Origin of the sequence: Catenulispora yoronensis, from assembly GCF_039531695.1 — a bacterium.
Classification (GTDB): Bacteria; Actinomycetota; Actinomycetes; order Streptomycetales; family Catenulisporaceae; genus Catenulispora; species Catenulispora yoronensis.
This window is the reverse complement of record NZ_BAAAQN010000054.1, coordinates 17477-35200: the sequence shown is the minus strand read 5'-3', so window position 1 is coordinate 35200 and position 17724 is coordinate 17477. Positions and strand designations below refer to the sequence as shown.

At 70.4% G+C, this 17724-nt stretch carries 11 protein-coding genes and 1 pseudogene; 5 read left to right on the top strand and 7 right to left on the bottom strand.

What is annotated here, in order from left to right; all coding sequences use genetic code 11:
* The first annotated feature begins 77 nt into the window (after positions 1–77).
* Positions 78–1019, top strand: coding sequence for an NADP-dependent oxidoreductase (locus ABD481_RS34195; RefSeq protein ID WP_344669975.1), 942 nt, complete (start codon positions 78–80; stop codon positions 1017–1019).
* On the opposite strand, the gene ABD481_RS34190 is transcribed toward ABD481_RS34195, so the two are convergent.
* The 6 genes and pseudogenes from ABD481_RS34190 to ABD481_RS34165 all read right to left on the bottom strand — a co-directional run bounded on the left by ABD481_RS34190 (position 1007) and on the right by ABD481_RS34165 (position 11428).
* Positions 1007–6616: an NACHT domain-containing protein gene (locus ABD481_RS34190; protein WP_344669974.1), complete on the bottom strand. Its 5610-nt coding sequence runs from the start codon at positions 6614–6616 to the stop codon at positions 1007–1009. The two genes, ABD481_RS34195 and ABD481_RS34190, sit on opposite strands and share 13 nt — an antisense overlap.
* 84 nt (positions 6617–6700) lie before the next feature.
* Positions 6701–7300: pseudogene (locus ABD481_RS47520) on the bottom strand (caspase, EACC1-associated type); the annotation flags it as partial.
* Positions 7301–7365: 65 nt separating this feature from the next.
* Positions 7366–7806 (bottom strand): effector-associated constant component EACC1, encoded by a 441-nt coding sequence (locus tag ABD481_RS34180; RefSeq protein WP_344669972.1) that lies wholly within the window; start codon positions 7804–7806, stop codon positions 7366–7368.
* Positions 7807–7998: 192 nt separating this feature from the next.
* Positions 7999–9036 (bottom strand): acetamidase/formamidase family protein, encoded by a 1038-nt coding sequence (locus tag ABD481_RS34175; protein ID WP_344669971.1) that lies wholly within the window; start codon positions 9034–9036, stop codon positions 7999–8001.
* The gene (locus ABD481_RS34170) at positions 9033–10745 is read right to left on the bottom strand and encodes an APC family permease (RefSeq protein WP_344669970.1); all 1713 of its coding nucleotides are present in this window, start codon (positions 10743–10745) and stop codon (positions 9033–9035) included. Before ABD481_RS34170 ends, ABD481_RS34175 begins: the two co-directional genes overlap by 4 nt.
* A gap of 434 nt (positions 10746–11179) precedes the next feature.
* On the bottom strand, positions 11180–11428 hold the full coding sequence (locus ABD481_RS34165; RefSeq protein WP_344669969.1) for a hypothetical protein: 249 nt from the start codon (positions 11426–11428) through the stop codon (positions 11180–11182).
* A gap of 54 nt (positions 11429–11482) precedes the next feature.
* Between ABD481_RS34165 and ABD481_RS34160 the strand changes: the two genes are divergently transcribed.
* Together ABD481_RS34160 and ABD481_RS34155 are read left to right on the top strand one after the other, a co-directional pair.
* Positions 11483–12496, top strand: coding sequence for a hypothetical protein (locus tag ABD481_RS34160; protein WP_344669968.1), 1014 nt, complete (start codon positions 11483–11485; stop codon positions 12494–12496).
* Positions 12497–12715: 219 nt separating this feature from the next.
* On the top strand, positions 12716–14275 hold the full coding sequence (locus tag ABD481_RS34155; RefSeq protein ID WP_344669967.1) for an amino acid permease: 1560 nt from the start codon (positions 12716–12718) through the stop codon (positions 14273–14275).
* 106 nt (positions 14276–14381) lie between these two features.
* Here the strand turns inward: ABD481_RS34155 and ABD481_RS34150 are convergent, their stop codons facing one another.
* Positions 14382–15809: an APC family permease gene (locus tag ABD481_RS34150; protein ID WP_344669966.1), complete on the bottom strand. Its 1428-nt coding sequence runs from the start codon at positions 15807–15809 to the stop codon at positions 14382–14384.
* Between the two features lie 172 nt (positions 15810–15981).
* Between ABD481_RS34150 and ABD481_RS34145 the strand changes: the two genes are divergently transcribed.
* Both ABD481_RS34145 and ABD481_RS34140 read left to right on the top strand, forming a co-directional pair.
* Positions 15982–16599, top strand: a complete 618-nt coding sequence (locus tag ABD481_RS34145; RefSeq protein WP_344669965.1) for a TetR/AcrR family transcriptional regulator — start codon at positions 15982–15984, stop codon at positions 16597–16599.
* Positions 16599–17714, top strand: coding sequence for a DmpA family aminopeptidase (locus tag ABD481_RS34140; protein WP_344669964.1), 1116 nt, complete (start codon positions 16599–16601; stop codon positions 17712–17714). Before ABD481_RS34145 ends, ABD481_RS34140 begins: the two co-directional genes overlap by 1 nt.
* The last annotated feature ends 10 nt before the right edge of the window (positions 17715–17724 follow it).

Genomic DNA, 17724 nt, shown 5'->3' with positions numbered 1-17724 from the left:
GAGAAGGGAGACGATCGCGTATGAAGCAGGGATCCATGCACATGGTTCGTCTCGCCACGCCTCCCTAGGTTGGGATCATGAAAAGCGCGCGAATCCATGAGTACGGCGACGCATCAGTGATCCGCTACGAGGACGCTCCACGACCGGTCCCCGGCCCGGACGAGGTACTGATCCAGGTGGCCGCGACGTCGTTCAACCCCACCGAGTCGTTCCTCCGCGCCGGCATGCTGCACAACCTTTTCCCGCTGACGTTCCCTTACATACTCGGCTGGGACGTCGCGGGCACCGTCGTCGAAGTCGGCGCCGATACCGAGGGCTTGGCCGTTGGGGACCAGGTAGTCGGCCGCTCGGATCAGGGTGGGGCCTGTGCGGAGTACGTGGCCGTCCCGGCAGCGGTCCTCGTGACGGCGCCGAAGTCCATCCCGCTGGCGCACGCCGCCGCGCTGCCGGTCGCTGGACACACCGCGTGGCAGGCGGTGTTCGAGCACGCCGAGCTCCGCGCCGGGGAGCGGGTTCTGGTCAACGGCGCCGGTGGCGGGGTCGGCGGCTTCGTGACACAGCTCGCGAAGCACGCCGGCGCGACGGTCATCGCGACCGCCGGACCGCGGAGCACCGCTGCTGTGCGGGCACAGGGCGCGGACCAGATCGTCGACTACACGGCGTCGCCGATCGCCGAGCAGCTGACGGAGCCCGTGGACGTCCTGATCAACGTCGTCGCGATACCGCCATCGGAGACGGCCGCCCTGGCCGCGCTCGTGCGCCCGGGCGGACGGATCGTGAGCGTCGCGACGCCGTTCCCGGCCGACGGCGATTCCGGTGTGACGACGCTGCACATGGTGGCCCGGAACGACCCCGCCGGCCTCGCGGCCTTGGTCGCCCTGGTCGATGCCGGCGTGGTGCGAGTGGATGTGAGCGCCGAGTATACGTTCGCTGATACCGCCGAGGTCCACCGGCTCAGCGAGGCCGGACGGATCCGGGGGAAGGTCGTGCTGAACGCGCCGGATGGTCAGACGGCCTGAGGCCGCGACTGGTCGCCGGAGGTCTCGTAGGCGATGATCGGCCTGGCGACCTGGGCGTCGTCGTCGGTCGCCGGACCAGGATCAGCAGCCTGGCCGCGGGACTCGCGCGACTGGAGGAAGTCCCGAGTAAAGTCGGAACAGTCGGGGTGGGCGCTCAGCTCACTCATCGTTGCCTCGGCCTCGTCCTGGTGCTCGTCCGCGAGGTCGGACAGGGCCAAGGCTGACAGCACGCGCATGTCGACCGGGTCGTCCGGATCCGCGGCGAGCGTGCGAAGCAGTTCCGCCGTGTCGGCAACAGTTTCGGGACTCAGTACGGCGAGTACCTGCGCTGCGCAGTAGCGGTTCCAAGGCACCTCGGTCCGGTCAGCGGCGGACTCCCGAAGATCTTCTCGGATGGAATCGACCCTGCTGGATCTCCAGCCGGCCAGAAGCGAGGCGGCGACGCGACGCTCCGACAGTTCGTTGCCCGGGTCGAGCACCGCGATGTGAAGGGCCCATTCCGCGTGCCCCTCGTAGTCCGGGCCGAGCCGGGCCAGGACGTGGGCGAAGCGATTGCGCTCCTCGGCCGTGGTGCCGGACAGGCGGATGAAAGCCTCGGCCGCCTCCGCGATCTCGGCATGATGCTCGGTGCCGATCTGGTCGATCTGAAGGAGGAGCGCGGCCGTCTCCGCACGATCCGCGATGGAGGTAGCCGGATCCGCCATCAAGGCGGCCATCGTCTCGACCGCTTGGGCAGTACGCTCCGGATCGGCCTCGACCAGAATCGAAGCTGCACGGCCGCGTTCCCCAGCGGTCAAGCCGGGCGCTGCGAGGATTTTGAGCAGCTCGACCTCCGCCGCCTTCTTGTGGACGGCCGACAGCTTGACCAGCTCTGCCACGGCGTCGAGCCGGTCGGCCATGGGAGACGACTCGTCGGCGACTGCGGCGCGGAGGAAGTCCGCTCCTTCCTGCTCGTACTCGGGCTCCGCCTCGGCCATAGCGCGGGCGAATCCCGAGCGCCTAGCCGGCAGGTCGCCGCCGGTCATGAGCTGACGAGTGGCGTCGACGTAGAACGTTATGGGGAGTTCGAGCTCGCCGAGCAAGTCCATGATCTGTTGGCGATCGGACCACGGCGCGGCGACGTCGAGGATTTCCGGCAGGAGGAGGTTCCAGGTCTCCTCCCGCTGTCGCGGCCCCAGCTTCCCCAGAGCCGCGAGGCTCCATCGACGGTCCTGCGGGGACTCCCCCGCAGCCGCGATGGCCGCCCGGACAGCGGCTTCGGCTTCCGCGTGGTACGCCGGCCCCAGCCGCGCCAGCGCGACGGCGGCCCATCGGTGGTCGAACGGCGCGACCTCCGGGTCGGCGAGGACCACCCGGATGGCGTCCGCGGCCTCGGGAACTCGGCTGCTCACGGTCTGGGCGAGCAGCTCGGCGGCCAGCCAGCGGCCCGTGGGTTCGACGTCCGGGTCGGCAGTGATGGCCCGGAGCAAGTCGCCCGCCAAAGCCGGGTACTCACGACCGGTCTTGGTCAGCACTCGGATATGTTCCAGGCGGCGCACGACATTGGCTTCGCGGTTGCCGGCCGCCTCGCTGAGCACCTGTACCGCCCGGGATTCGAACGACGGCCCGAGGCCGACGAGGTCGCGGGCAAACCCGTGGCGATCGTCCTCGTCCACGTCGGAATCGACAATCGCCTGAAGGAGCAGTTCGGCGCCTTCCGCCGCGAAACGAGGCCTGGTCTCCGCCAGCACGGCGGCGGCGTCGTACCGTGTGCTCGCTGCGGTGCCGGAGTCCGCCATGATCCCGCGCAGCGCGGCCACTGCTTCGGGGACCGCGCACCCCGCGACTTCGATGAGCACTTCCGCAACCCAGACGCGGTCGTCCACATCGGCATCGGTGTCCCCGACCATCTGGCAAAGCATCGACTCGGCGTGCGCGAAGTCGCCGTAGTCGTACGCTCTCAGCTGGCGGACCGCGGTGATCCGCTCACTGTAGGTCAGGCTTCGGTCGGCGGCGATCCGCCGGAGATACGGAGTGGCGATCGCGTCCCGTGGCATGCTTCCTTCCGCGAGTTCTTCGGTGACAACACATTGCTCCGCCGCGCTGAGGGCCGGATCGGTGATCATCGACGCGAGCAGCCGGTGGCTTTCAAAGCTTCCTCGGTCGTCAAACCGGCTCAACTCCACAGCGGCCGCAGTGCGTTCGGAGATGGACGCCGAAGCGTCCGCGGCGTACACCGCCAGCGCGGCCCGCATCTCAGCGGCGAGTTCGGGCCCGAAGGCGGCCAGCATCCGCATTGCCCGAACACGAGTGCCGCTGTCCGGCGCCGTGTCCACGACCAACCGCACCATACGCGCCGCGTCGTCGAGGAACTCAGGACCCAACTCGCACAGATCCCCCACGATCTCCATGCGACGATCAAGGCTCGAACTCGGTTCCTGGGCGATGCGCAACATGACCGAGGCCGCTTCCGCCACGTATTCGGGCCCCATCGTGACCAGTTTCTTCGCCGCCTCCTTGCGCGTTTCGACGTCCGCGTCCGAGTCAGCGACGATGCCCCGGAGAATTCCTGCTGCCTCGACGCGAGAGGTCGCGCCGAACTCGACCAGAACCATCGTGGCGGCAAGCATCTCCTGCGCGGCGCTCCCGCTGTCGGCCAACCTGCTCCGCAACACGGCGACGGCACTGTCCACACAGCCCGGGCCGGTTCGGCCCACATCCCTGGCCAAACCAATGAGGGCAATCGTGTTCTCAGCCGGATCGGAGGCCAGAAGCTCGAACGCCGCGACGGCCTCAGCTATGCGCGGCGCGTCCAGGTCGGTGAGCCGGTTGATGGCGCGCGTCCGGATCGGGAACTCTTCTTGGGGATCGGTGGCCATGTGCCGCAGCGCGTCCGCAGCCAGTTCAAGGCACTCGGCCCCCAGTCCGACGAGGTTGTCCAAGACCTCCCAACGGTGGACGCCAGGTCGCCACCCGGATTCGTCGGGCAGCAGACTTTGAAGGAAGACCGCGGCTTCGGGACGGTATTCGGCACCGAGTCCCGCGCATTGCCGCGCCGCGCGGATCCGATAGCCAAGGTCGGTCGAAGGGTCGCCGAACAGAGCACAAAGGGCCGCCGCGCATTCGCTGAGATACTCCGAGCCGAACGCGACGAGACGGCTCGCCGCGTCACACACAGCGGTCGGAGTGGCGAACGGATCGGACAGCACCGCGCGGAAGGCCTCCGCCGCGATCAGGGAGTGTGCACCCGGATAGTCAAGGAACTCGTCGACGAAATCGGATATGGCTTCGAGGTATTCCGAAGGGTCGGCGGTGACACCCGCCATCAGTTCCCGGGCAACGTTCACGGCCTCGAGTTCGAAGGCGGAGCCAAGCTCGGTGAGGATCCCCACCAGCCGAGCGCGCGGCCTGACGTCAATCCTCGTGTCCGCCAGCATCGAACGCACTACCGCAGCCGCGACATCGGCACGAGGCTCGAACTTGGCCACCATTCTCACAGCACGTACACGGTCCGCCGGTTCGGCATTGGTGTCTTCCACGATTGTCCGGAAGAGATCGATGGCATGGCGGGTGTACTCGCGATCCATCGTGGCCAGGACGTTCATCGCGTGATTGAAGTCGTAGTTGTCGGCGGTGCCGTCGGTCAGGACCGAGACCAGGCCTTCCGCAGCACGTGGCAGATGTTCGGGACCGAGTTCGGCCAGTGCCTCGGCGGCGTCGGACCGAGTCTCGGCAAGGGCCTCGGGATCGTCGATGATCGCGTTCAGGATTGCTACGGCCTCGGCCCGACGCGCCAACGGGAGCGCCATCGCCGCGATGGCACGCGCCTGGTGCCTGAAGTTCTCGTTCGTGGCCACCTCGGACAAGAACTGCAAAGCGCTCGGATGGCGTAAGCGCGCCACCGCGACGTATACGGCTCTCCGCGATTCCCGCGTCACTGTTACCTGATAGCGCAGCGTGTCGAGAAGCCGCTTGGTGTGAATCGGGTCCGCCGGAATGCCGTTGGCCAGCAGCACGACCACACCGACCCTGGTATCCAGGGTTCCCTGCTCAAGCCAGTTCAGGACCTCTTCGGCGCCGCCGTTCTGATAGGCGTAATGCGTCAAGACCGCGGCCGACGCGTCGTCGAGCTCCCCGTCGTCGTCGAGCAGCGCCGACCAGGCCGGATCGCCCAGCACGAACTCGTCCGGCAGCGCCCGGGCCTTGGCCGCCGACGCCAAGTGCTCGGCCAGGCTCAGGTGGATGAATCGCAGGCTCGGCACATGGAGGAACAGCCCCGTCACGTCCAGCGCGGCCGCGATCAGCTCCGGCCAGTCCGGCACCCGGATGGCGGCCTGCCGGCCGCCACGCTCGTCCATGAAGGCGACCGCCGCCCCGATCAGATCGGCCTCGCCGTCCACGGCCCGGATCGCCAAGTGGTCGACCAGCGCCGCACGCTCCGTCTGCAACCGGTCCGCGACGGCTGCCCCGCCGCTGAGCGCCGCTTCCAACCGGACCCGGATGTCGGCCCATTGCCGGGCGGTCAGCTCGGCCCGCGCCGCGCCGAGGTAGCCGAGGTACTGCTCGTAGAGCGTGTAGGTGTTCCCGGGCAGCGGCGCGTCCGGCTGTCGTTGATAGAGGATCGCCGCGATGGTCGCGAGCAGGGGCACCTGGAGCAGTTCCCGGGGCCCGGTCTCCTTGACTCCGGCCAGGAACCCGGCGGCGAGGCGGCGGCCCTGGGGCTCGGGCCCGAACCAGGATTCTGCGAAGGCCTCCAGCTGCGTCCCGTCGAACGGTGCCAGGACGTAGCGCGACACCCCGGCCTGCTCGAACGCGGCGAGTTCGCCGGCGGGCAGGTCGCGGGTCGTCACCAGCAGGCGCAGTCCCGGATCGCCGGCGCGCTGGGCCAGGTGGTGGATGAACTGCTGGCGTGCTCGGGGGTCGGCGATCTCGTCCAGGCCGTCGACCATCAGCAGCCAGCGGGTTCGGGGCCCGGCCCGGGTCAGGAGATCCTCGGGCAGCCCTCGGTTCAGGGCCAGTCCCAGTTCGCGCGCCGCGGCCCGGGTGACCGCTTGTTCCCACGGGCCGTCCTCGGCGGCCAGCGCGGACGCGGTGACGCGCAGTCCCACGAGGTCCTTGGAGACATCGACGGGGTCTGACACGCCGGTACCTCGCCCGAGCGCGGTCGACCGCTCGGCCGATCGCTCGGCCGATCGCTCGGCCGATCGCTCGGCCGATCGCTCGGTCAACCGCTCGGCCAGCCGCATCGCGAGCTGCAACGTCAGCGTCGTCTTGCCCTGTCCCGGCGGTCCGATGACGAGCAGGTGCCCCGCGCCGCCGAGCACGTCGTCCAGCGGCACCGCCGGCCCCAGGGCCGACGCGCCGGACCGCCGCTCCGACTCTCGCTCGTCGTCCTCGGGATCGCCGCCGGGCTGCGGCGCGTACCGGCGGAAGTCCTGGCGCACGTACACGGCGTCCAGCCGCGCATTGTGCGCCCCGGCGAGCCGATACGGAAACGCGGCACCTGCTCGCACCTGCGCCGTCGCCAAATCGGTCAGCGCGTCCGAAGCTTGCTCAAACGGGACTTGATATGCCACATTCCTCGCCAGCACGATGCGTCCCCCGCTGCCGGCCGCCACGGGCCAAGGCCTCGGACGCTGCTTGCGGTGCAGCACCTCGTCCAGGTGCTCGACCACGGCATCCATCCGCAGGAACGGGCCGCCGTCCGCGATGCCCTGATCGAGCACCGTGATGAGCTCGGCGGTGAACGCCGTGTAGGGCTCGCCGGGGATCGCGAGCGCGATATCGGTCGGGGCGGCCGCGCCCAGCAGGAACGATCCGGCCGGGGCCTGGGCCCGCGCCTGCGTCGATATCGCCGTCGACGTCGCCGAACCCATTCCGGCGTCGGTCGCCTTACCGGCGAAGCAGCAGTCCAGAATCAGGACCCTGTGCGGGATCCGGACCGCCGACGCCAGCACTTGCCGCAGCGCCTCGTAGTCGAGCGCCCGGTACAGGCTGTCGTGCCTGGTCTCCGGCAGCGCCAGGTGAAGGCGCCCCTCTGCGTTGAGCAGCCCATGGCCCGAGTAGTAGACCAGCAGCAGATCGCGGGTGTCCCGGATCGCCTGGCTGACCGTGTCCAGCACCCGGACGGCGGCGCCGTCGCCGCTGAGCCGGTCCTGGCCGAGCACCTCGATGTGCTCCTTCGGCAGACCCCAGATCCGGTCCTCGCCCAGCAGCGAGACGAGCCGCGGCAGGTTGTTGGCGACCGCGGGCAGGTCGTTGATGTCCGGGTCGAGCGGAAAGCGGGAAGGCCCGATGAGCACGGCCCGTGAGGCGCTCGGATCGGCGACGGAGTCCAAGGTCGGTTACCGGTTCGGTGCCGCGTCGGCTACTGCGCGGCCGAGGATCCGTCGGCGGCGGAGCTCTCGTCGGCGGTGGGGCTCCCCGCGATGGGGACGGCGGATTCCTTCGCCCCGTCCGATCCGGCGGGCGCGCCCAGCACCTCCGCGATCCGCTGGAGCGCCTCGGGCGAGGCGTCCTCGACGGTGACGGTCAGCCCGTCCCGCTCCAGGCTGATCCTCGCCTTCGACCGGTGCGCCTGTCGCCACGCCGCGTAGGACAAGGCCAGTCCGCCGAGCCCGACGCCGTCGCCGATCAGCGCATTGATGATCTCGAACGCGCCGCCCTGGGCCTCGGGCGCGGACCGGGGCCGCAGGGTCAGCTCGGCGTCCGGCCCGAGGTCCTGCGCCAGCCAGCGGTAGAGCGACCTGAGCGCGATCTGGTCCTCGGCATCGCTGTCGCTGTCCACGACGCTGATCCGTATGTGCATCGCGCTCCCTCTGGTGGCGTCCGCTCGGGCCGGGCTCCGGTCCGCCCCTCAAGTGTGCCGAGCACGACGGCCGATCGAAAGCATTCGACCGGCCGTGTCGCCGTGTCGCCGTGTCGGGGTGGGAGAACCCCCTATCGGACCGCCTGCCGGGCCGCCCGTCAGAGCCCTGTCAGACCGTCTGCCAGAGCCCTGTCAGAGCGGACGCGACCGCGACTGCTGCCAGTACTCCGCGGCCTTGGCCCGCAACCGCTGGTGCGAGCCGTAGCCGGAACCGGCCGAGCCGGACGCCGCCGGCAGGTATTCCTTGCGCATCTTGGCGATGGAGGTGTAGTTGGTGTCGCAGACGTTCGCCAGGGGCGACTCCACACCCTGCGACACCAGCTGGTACGCGTCCAGTTCGGACAGGCCGTAGTCGTTGGCGATCCACTGCACCAGGTCGAGCTGGGCGATGCGGAAGGCGTCCTCCAGCGGGCGCGCCGAGCCGGCGGTCATGATGTGGGTGTCGGACTCCAGCCGGGGCCACGGCGTCGGGCGACCCTTGACCAGCTCGATCGCGATGACGGTGTCCATCGCGCACTCCACCGCCACGCCGCAGGTCTCGCCCTCGCCCTGGCGGGCGTGGCCGTCGCCGAGGCTGAACAGCGCGCCGGCGACGTTGACGCCGAGATAGCAGGTCACTCCGGCCCGCATCTCCGGGGTGTCCATGTTGCCGCCGTGCGCGTCCGGCACCAGGGCCGAGCGGACTTCGAGGTTGGCCGGCGCGACGCCGACGGTGCCGTGCATCGGGTCCATCGGCAGGTCGACCTGGAAGTCGCTGTCCGCCGCGGTGAAGCGGCAGGTGCGGCGGATCCGGTCGAGCTCCCAGATCCAGACCCGCTCGGGCAGCGGCGGCTGGAGGGTGGCCGTGGTGTGGGTGGAGGTGAGGGCGCCGAACAGCGGCACGGTGGTGGAGGCGGCCTGGTCGCGGGCCGGCTCGATGGAGATGAAGTGGATCGCCAGGGTGTCGCCCGGCTCGGCGTCCTCCACGTAGAACGGGCCGGTCTGCGGGTTCAGGAAGGGGAACTCGCAGACCTGGGTGACCAGGTCCTTCTCGGTGGTGACCCGGCCGGCGAAGCAGTCCTCGGTGAAGAGTTCGAGGACGTCGCCGGAGCGGACGGTGGCGAGCGGGGCCGCGCCACCGAACGTCCAGGCGTACTGGCCGGGCTCGGGGTGGAAACTCAGGACACTCATGATGGGGAACCGTCTTCTTCCTTGCCGGTGCCTTCGCTGTCGGCCTCGGGATCGGCCGCAGCCACCGGGGGCGCGGGGACCGCGTCGCCGGCGGGCTCGCCGTCGCCGCTGTCACCGCCGCCTCCGGCACGTCCGCCGCCGGCGGCGCCGCTTACTTCAGCGCCGCCGGCCTCCTCGTGGCCGGCCCCTACGCCGGCACCGGCCCAGGTCCCGGCCCCGGAACCGTCGGGCTCCCCGATCTCCTCGCCGCCGCTGCCGAACACCGTGCCGATCTGGACGACCCGCTCGCGGTGATGGGTCCAGAGGTAGGCCAGCACGCCCACCCCCACCACGAGCCAGACGCCGACGGCGGGGCCGGCGTAGGACACCGGCGTGGTCAGCTTGGTGACGAAGGAGAACGCCGGGATGCCCGCGGCGGTCAGCAGGGCCGGCACGAAGGCCGCGATTCCCAGCAGCGGCACCAGCCCGTGCCGCAGCCAGGAGAACTCCTCTCGCCGGAAGCGGGCGAAGAATCCGATGCAGGAGAGGTTGGCGATGATGTAGACCGTCACCACCACGATCACGATCCCGGTCGCCACCAGCAGGAAGGCGGTCATCGGGTCCCAGGCGAAGCCCAGCGCCAGCGTGGCGCCGACGGCGATCACGAACTGCGCGGCGACCGCGACGACCGGGGACCGGAACCGCGGGTGCAGCCTGGCCAGCTGGCGCGGCAGCACACCGACCCGGGCCAGCGCGTACGCGGTGCGGGTGGAGACGTTCAGACCGGCGTTGGCGTTGGCGATCGTGGAGTTCACGACGGCGAAGAACACCAGCACCCAGAACAGGCCGTAGGAGCTCTTGGCCAGGCCCACCCAGGACGAGGAGCTGTCGGCGTTGAAGCCGGCGAACTTGTCGGGACCAAAGAAGACCGTGGCGGCGTAGGTGGTGAAGATGTAGACCGCGCCGATCACCAGCGTCGCGCCGAGCACCGCCTTGCGGATGGTGCTGCGCGGGTCCCGGGCCTCCTCGGCCAGCGGCGCGGCGGCCTCGAACCCGGCGAAGGCCAGGATGGTGAAGACCGAGCCGGCGATCACGCCGGAGATCCCGCGGTGCGCGTCCGGGGTGTACTTCGTGCCGAACACCGCCAGCGTGTTGTGGCCGCCGGCCTTGATGATGAACATCGCGGCCAGCAGGACGAACACCGCGATCTCGAAGGCGCCGAGGATGGTGCCGAGCACCGCGCTGGTCTGGATCCCGCGGTAGCCGGCGGCGGCGATCACCAGCGCGCCGACGACCACCCAGGGCCACCACAGATCAGCCGGGTAGGAGCTCCACTCGCTGTGCAGCGTCGGCGCGACGGTGAATCCGAGCTGGAGCAGCAGCAGGGTGGGGACCAGGGCTTGCACGAACACGTACATCCAGCCGACCAGGAAGCCCATGGTCGGGTGCAGTCCGCGGCTGGCGTAGGCGCCGACCGAGGCCGCGGCCGGCAGGTGCCGGGCGAGCTCGGCGATGGAGTTCGCGGCCAGCAGACAGGCGATCATCGCCAGCAGCACCGAAAGCGGCAGCGCGCCGCCGGCGAACGCGGCGCCGGACGGGATGGAGGCCGCGATGGCCGCACCCGGCGCCATCGCGGTGATGCTCTGGAACAGGACCTCACGCAGGCCCACGGCGTCCCGGGCCAGTCCGGCCTCGCTCGGCGGGGCGCTCTGCTGCTGCACCTGGGTCACGGCTGACTCCTGTCGCGGTTCGCGGTCGCGGTGGTGCGTACGGAAGCGGATGCGGTCCCGACGGCCGCGTCGTCCGGCAAGAGCCTGATGACAGCGGCGGCCACCGGGACCATGGCGGCACCGGTCCGGCCCGGGATAGCCCGCCAGACTGATGTCACCCGGATCGACCAAGGCGGGATGGCCGGACGGCGATCGGGTCCGGCGCGACCATATGCCCGGTGACGGTGACGTAACAAGACCTGTTACTTAAGACCACTGCTCTGTTACGCTCCCTCCTTCCGGTGTCCGCCACCCGCCGGACGCACCGCGCTCCCCTGAATGTCACCGCCCATCCAGCCTTTTCTCGCTCCGATCGGGACGACAGTCGTGAGACGCTCAACGACCACGGCGGCAGCCGCCGTCGGCGACACCGGTGCTGTCGGCACGCCCGGCAGTCAGCCGGCGCGGCGTCGTGCCCGGACGGCGATGACCTGGCGGCTGTCGAGCGTCGGTTTGTCGAGCGCCGGTATGTCGAGCGCCCGCCTGTCGATCACTGGCCTGTTGAGCCCCGGCCCGTTGCGCCCCGGCCCGTTGCGCCCCGGCCTGTTGAGCGCTGACTTGTCGAGCACTGGCGGCTTGTCGAGCACTGACTTGTTGAGCGCAGGTGTGTCGAGCACAGGTGTGCCGAGTGCCCGCCTGTCCATCGCCGGTCTGTCGAACGGCTGCCCGGCCGGCCTCCGTCGAGCAGGACTGCGATCGTGAAGCGCCCCTCCACCCCGTCACCCACGCCCCCGCCCGCGCCGAGCGGGCGCCTGGTCTGGGACCTGGCCGGTCCCGACCGCGCGCTGGCCCTGGCCTGCGAGGACCTGCGCGCCGGGCGCTACGCCTCGACGCGCGACCTGCTGGCCACCACCGTCGACACCGACGTGCGCTGCTACCGGACGCTGGTGCTGGCCGGGCCGGCCGCCGGCACCGGGGCGGTCGACCGGTGGCTGGAGGCCGAGCCGGACAACCCGCACTGCGCCGCGCTGCGTGCCCGGACCGCGGTGGTGCGCGCCGCACGCGCCCAGCGGGAGAAGAGTCGGCACACCTCCGAGCTGGTGGCGCGGGCCCGGGATGCCTGCGAACTGGCCGCCGGGATCGCCCCCGGCGATCCGGTGCCGCTGGTGGCGCTGCTGCACCTGGCGACCATCGCGCCGACCCCGGTGCCGGCGCCGCCGGACGTGGACGTGGACGTCGCAGGGCCCTGGGACCTGATGGCCCGGGTGTGGCGGCTGGACACCTACAACCGCGAGGCGCATCAGCGGCTGCTGGCAGCCGTCGGGCCGCGCGGCTCCGGGTCGGTCGCCGACATGTTCCACGTCGCGCGGCGGCTGGCGGCCGGGGCGCCGCACGGGTCGTCGCTGCTGGTGCTGCCGCTGCTCGGCTATGTCGAGAGCTTCCGCGCGCACGCCGGGGAGTCGTGGCGACAGCGAGTCGTGCTCGCCGACCGGCAGTGGTCCACCGCGCACGCGCACACCGAGATCGAGAACGCGTACCACCGCTGGTTCGCGGCCGGGAGCGGCGACGCCCCCGGCGGCGCGGACCGGCGTCTGGCCCCCGACCTGCACCACTTGGCGCACGCGCTGTGGGCGGCGGGGATGAACGAGCCGGCGGCCGAGGTGTTCGGCGTGCTGGGCCCGTACGCGTCGACGGTGCCGTGGTCGCTGCACGGCGACCCGGAGACGGTGTTGTTGCAGGCCCGCGCCCGCTGCGGACTGCCCGCCCCCTGAGAATTCAAGGCCCTGCGATCCAGGGTCGAGTTCGCACCCGCACGGCCATCGCTCGAAAGACCAACCGCGCTCGCGCAGCACTTGCACAGCGCGTGCACAGAGTCACCGGCACCGAGTCAACCGCTTCACATCACCAGCTTCACATCACCAGCTCCACATCACCAGCTCCGCTGAAACCGCCATTTCCCGTTGTCTTTTTTGTCCAGAAGGGCCAGCCCCATGGCTTCCTCGCGCACCGACACCGCTCCACCGAGGCGCCACGCCTCGGGCGCCTCCCAACCTGTCCCCGACGACGACCAGCGCCTGCGCGAGCTCGGCTATCCGCGCCAGCTGGCCCGCGGCGTCACCGGGTTCGGCAGCTTCGCGATGTCCAGCACGATCATCAACTTCCTGGCCGGGATCATGGTCACCGCCACCTTCGGGATGACCACCGGCGGCCCGGCGGTGATGGTGTGGGGCTGGGCCGCGGTCGGCCTGCTGGTGCTGTCGGTGGGCGCGGCGATGGCCGAGATCACCTCGGCGTTCCCGACGTCGGCGGCGCTGTACTACTGGTCGGCGAAGCTGGCCAAGCGCCACAACGCGGCCTGGAGCTGGTACACCGGCTGGCTGAACTTCGCCGGCCAGATCGGCGGCACCGCGGCGGCCGACTTCGCCGGCGTCACCTTCATCCAGGCCTACGCCGCCCTGGCCTTCGGCTACCGCCCGACGCCCCGCGGCGGCCTGCTGATCTACGCCGGGATCCTGGTCCTGCACGCCCTGCTGAACACCTTCACCGTGCGGCTGGTCGCGGTCGTCACCAAGGCCGGCGTGTGGTGGATGCTGCTGGGCGCCGCGGCCCTGATCGGCTCGCTGACCCTGGTGCCGTCGCACCACCAGTCCGCGCCGTGGGTGTTCACCCACTTCGTGAACGGCACCGGCTTCCACTCCGGGATCTACGCCGGCCTGATCGGCCTGCTGTTCGCCTCGGGCACCTTCACCGGCTTCGACTCCTCCTCGCACATGGCCGAGGAGACCGAGCACGCCGCGCTGGCGGCGCCGCGCGGCATCGTCCGCTCGATCCTGTTCTCCTGGATAGCCGGCCTGGGCCTGGTGATCGCCCTGGCCTTCGCGATGACCGACTACACCGGCGAGCTCCAGAGCAAGACCGGCCTGCCGCCGGCCCAGATCCTCATCGACGCCCTCGGCGTCCACGCCGCCGAGGCGCTGCTGCTGGTGGTGATCGTCTCGCTGCTGTTCTGCGGCCTGGCCAACCTGACCAGCAACTCCCGCCAGATCTTCGCGTTCTCCCGCGACGGCGCGATGCCCGGCAGCCGCCTCTGGCGCACGGTGAGCAGCCGCACCCGCACCCCGGTGAACTCGGTCTGGCTGGCCGCCGCCTGCGCGTTCGTCCTCGGCATCCCGTCGCTGTGGAACCCGACGGCCCTGAACGCCATCGTCTCGATCAGCGTGGTGGGCCTGTTCACGGCCTACAGCATCCCGATCTACCTGCGCCTGCGCCAGGGCGACGACTTCGCCCCGGGCCCCTGGAACCTGGGCCGCTGGAGCCGCCCGGTATCGCGGATGGCGATCGGCTGGGTGGTGGTGAGCAGCGTGCTGTTCGTGCTGCCGCAGCAGTCGCCGGTGACGGCGACGTCGTTCAACTACGCGCCGGTGGCGCTGGGCGTGGTGCTGCTGGTGGCGACGGTGTGGTGGTTCGTGACCGCGCGGCGGACGTTCCAGGGTCCGGTGCGGTACGGGAGCCCGGCGGAGCTGGCGCAGTGGGAGCAGGACGTTCTGTAGGACGCTTATTTAGGGGACAGGTTTATAGGACAGGAGTCGACGCCACCGGTGAGAACCGGTGGCGTCGACTCTTTTGGTCTCTGTTGGCTCTATCGGGCTCTACCGGTCACGAGTCCTCAGCCCCCTTCAACTCCCACGTCCCGCGCCGCCGCAGCGCCACCAGGTAGTACGCCGCCGACACGACCGCGATGCCGATCGTCGTCCACAGGCTCGGCCGGCCGACCTTCGGGTCCTGGAAGTTCTCGTAGACGACATAGGCGATCGCGGCCAGCGCGAGCACCGGCGCCACCGGCCAGCCGGGCATGCGGTAGGCGGCGTGGGCCGTGGAGCCGTTGCGGCGGCCGGCGATCGAGGACATGGCCAGGGCCGCGTACACGGCGATGATCGTCGTGGACGTGACGACCAGCAGGAAAGTGTTGTCCGCGAAACAGAATCCGGCGCTCACCACGCCGGTGAAGATGGTCGCGATCCACGGGCTGCCGAACTTCGGGTGGATGGCGGCCAGGGCCTTGCTGACCGGGGCCGGCCAGGCGGAGTCGCGGCCGGTGGAGAACACCATGCGTGCGGTGACCAGGATGATCGCCAGGACCGCGTTGAAGATCGCGACCGCCACGGCCAGGCTGATGGCGTCGTTGACCTTCGAGTTCGAGGTGGCGGTGATGAAGTACTTCATCATGTTGTCCGCGCCGAACAGGCTCGGCAGGTCGGGGGCGCCGATGAGGACGGCGGTGGTGGGTATCAGCTCGGCGAAGACGGTGATGCCCAGGGCCCACAGCACGGTCTTGGCTATGCTGCGCGGCGCGTCCTGCGTCTCCTCGCCGAAGTACACCGCCGAGCCGTAGCCGTTGTAGGCGAAGATGGCGACGGCGGTGGCCGCGCCGATGGTCCCGACGCCGACCGCGGTGACGGCCGGGTTCGAGCCGGCGGCCGCGACCACCGGGTGGGCGACCAGATCGCCGAGCGACCGCTTCGGGTGGAGCAACCCCAGAGCGCTGACGACGATCAGCGCGACCATCTCGATGGCCAGGAAGATGCCGGTCACCCAGGCGTTGAGCTTGATGTCGAAGACCGCCAGGACGGTGGCCAGCAGGGTGGTGACGGCCGCCGTGACCGGTGCGTTCAGGTGCGGGAACAGCACCGACAGGTAGGTCCCCACGCCCAGGGCGATGACCGCGACGATCAGCAGCTGGGTGACCAGGATCAGGCCCAGGACCACGAAGCCCGGCAGCCGCCCGAGGGCGCGGGCGGTGATCGCGTACTCGCCGCCGGACAGCGGGAAGGCCGAGGACAGCTCGGCGTAGACCAGGGCCATGAAGACGCCGACGACGCCGGCCACGGCGAAGGCCCAGAACGCGCCGGTGCCGGCCTGGCCGATGACGCCGGGGCTGATGATGAAGACGGACGAGGCCGGCGTGATCGCGGACAGCGTGATGAACAGCGTGCCGAGCATCCGCAGGCCGCGGTGCAGCCGAGGATGGCCGGCGGGTTCGACGGCTTCGGCGGATGGGGACGGGGACGTGCCTGAAGCGGTCATGGAGCGTCCTTCCATCGGAGTTCTTTGATGGAGCATCAAAGAACTCGACCGGGGTCACCGTCAATACGATCGCGCGTAACGACTGAGTAAACAGGGGTTTTGTCGCCACGGACGTCGAAGATCGCCGATCATCGCTTGCGTTCCCTGCGAATCATCAAGAGAATGCCGAACCATGGGGAGACCGAGCAGAGCCCACGAGAAACGCGCCGAACTGGTCGAGGCGGCCCGGCAGGCGATCCTGGCCCGCGGGGTGGCCGACCTGAGGATGCGCGACGTCGCCGACCACGCGGAGATGACCCCCGGCGCGGTGCAGTACTACTTCCCGACGCTGAGCGACGTCCTGCGCGAAGTGCAGCGCGAGGCCGTCGAGCGGTTCTGCGTCGACCGGGAGACGGCGGCCCGGGCCGAACCGGACCCGCGACGACGGCTGGCCGGGATGATCCGCTCGGGACTGCCCTCGGGAAGCGACGACGAGCTGGTGCGCCTGCTGCTGGAACTGGGCACGTTCGCCCGCCGCGACGCCGCCTACTCGGCACAACATGTACGGCTCTACGAGCGGCAGGTGTCGCTGTACGCGGCGATCCTGGAGGCGGGCGCGGCGATCGGCGTGTTCACGCTGACCCGCGAACCGAACACCATCGCGCGCAGCCTCGTCCTGCTCGAAGACGGGCTCGGGCTGCACCTGACGCAGGCGGTGCCGCCGCTGGACGTCCGGGACGCCGAGACGATCATGCTGGCGTACGCGGCCGATGCCACCGGCTGCGATCTGACTGGTGAGGGAGGGCTCTGATGAGTGCGTCGGATTCTGGTTCTGGTTCCCGCCCCCGGGCCCGCGAGCTCGGCCTGCCGCTGCCCGGCACCCCCGGACCCCACAACGCGATCACCGACGTCCCGGGCGTCCACGTCGGCTACACCACCCTCATCGAGGGCGACGACGTCCGCACCGGCGTCACCGCGATCCTGCCGCGCCCGGCCGCGACCGTCGAGGCACCCTGCGCCGCCGGCTGGTTCTCGCTCAACGGCAACGGCGAGATGACCGGCACGGCCTGGCTCAGCGAGACCGGCACCCTGCGCCTCCCAGTGCTGATCACCAACACCCACGCCATCGGACCGGCGCACCGCGGCGTCATCGACTGGACGGCCCGCGAGAAGCCCCACACCGCCGCCGAATGGCTGCTCCCAGTGGTCGCCGAGACCTGGGACGGCTACCTGAACGCCATCAACGCCCCCAGCGTCCAACCCCACCACGCCGTGGCCGCCATCGACGCCGCCCGCCCCGGCCCCGTCACCGAAGGCTCCGTCGGCGGCGGCACCGGCATGAACTGCTACGCCTTCAAAGGCGGCAACGGCACCGCCTCCCGCCGCGTGCCCCACGGCACCGCCACCTACACCGTCGGCGCCTTCATCCAGGCCAACTTCGGCTCCCGCAAAGAACTGACCGTCTGCGGCACCCCGGTCGGCACCACCCTGTCCACCGAGAACCCGATGGAGCAAACCGCCCAGCCCCGCCCCCCAGGCTCCGGCTCCGTCATAGCGGTCATAGCCACCGACGCCCCCCTCCTCCCCCAACAATGCACAGCCCTGACCCGCCGCGTCCCCCTCGGCCTCGCCCGCACCGGCACCACCGGCTCCCACTTCTCCGGCGACCTCTTCCTGGCCTTCTCCACCGCCAACGAACACGCCTTCACCCCCGGCATGGGCTTCCCCCACGGCGACCCCGGCTACAGCGACCTCCGCTTCATCCCCTGGAACCGCATGGATCCGTTCTACGAGGCCGTGGTCGAAGCAATCGAGGAGGCGGTGCTGAACGTCCTCGCCGCGTCGGAGACGATGGTCGGGCGCGACGGGCACTGGTCGCCGGGGGTGCCGATCGGGGAGTTGTTGGGGGTGCTGGGGGTGGGGTGAGGGAGGGGCC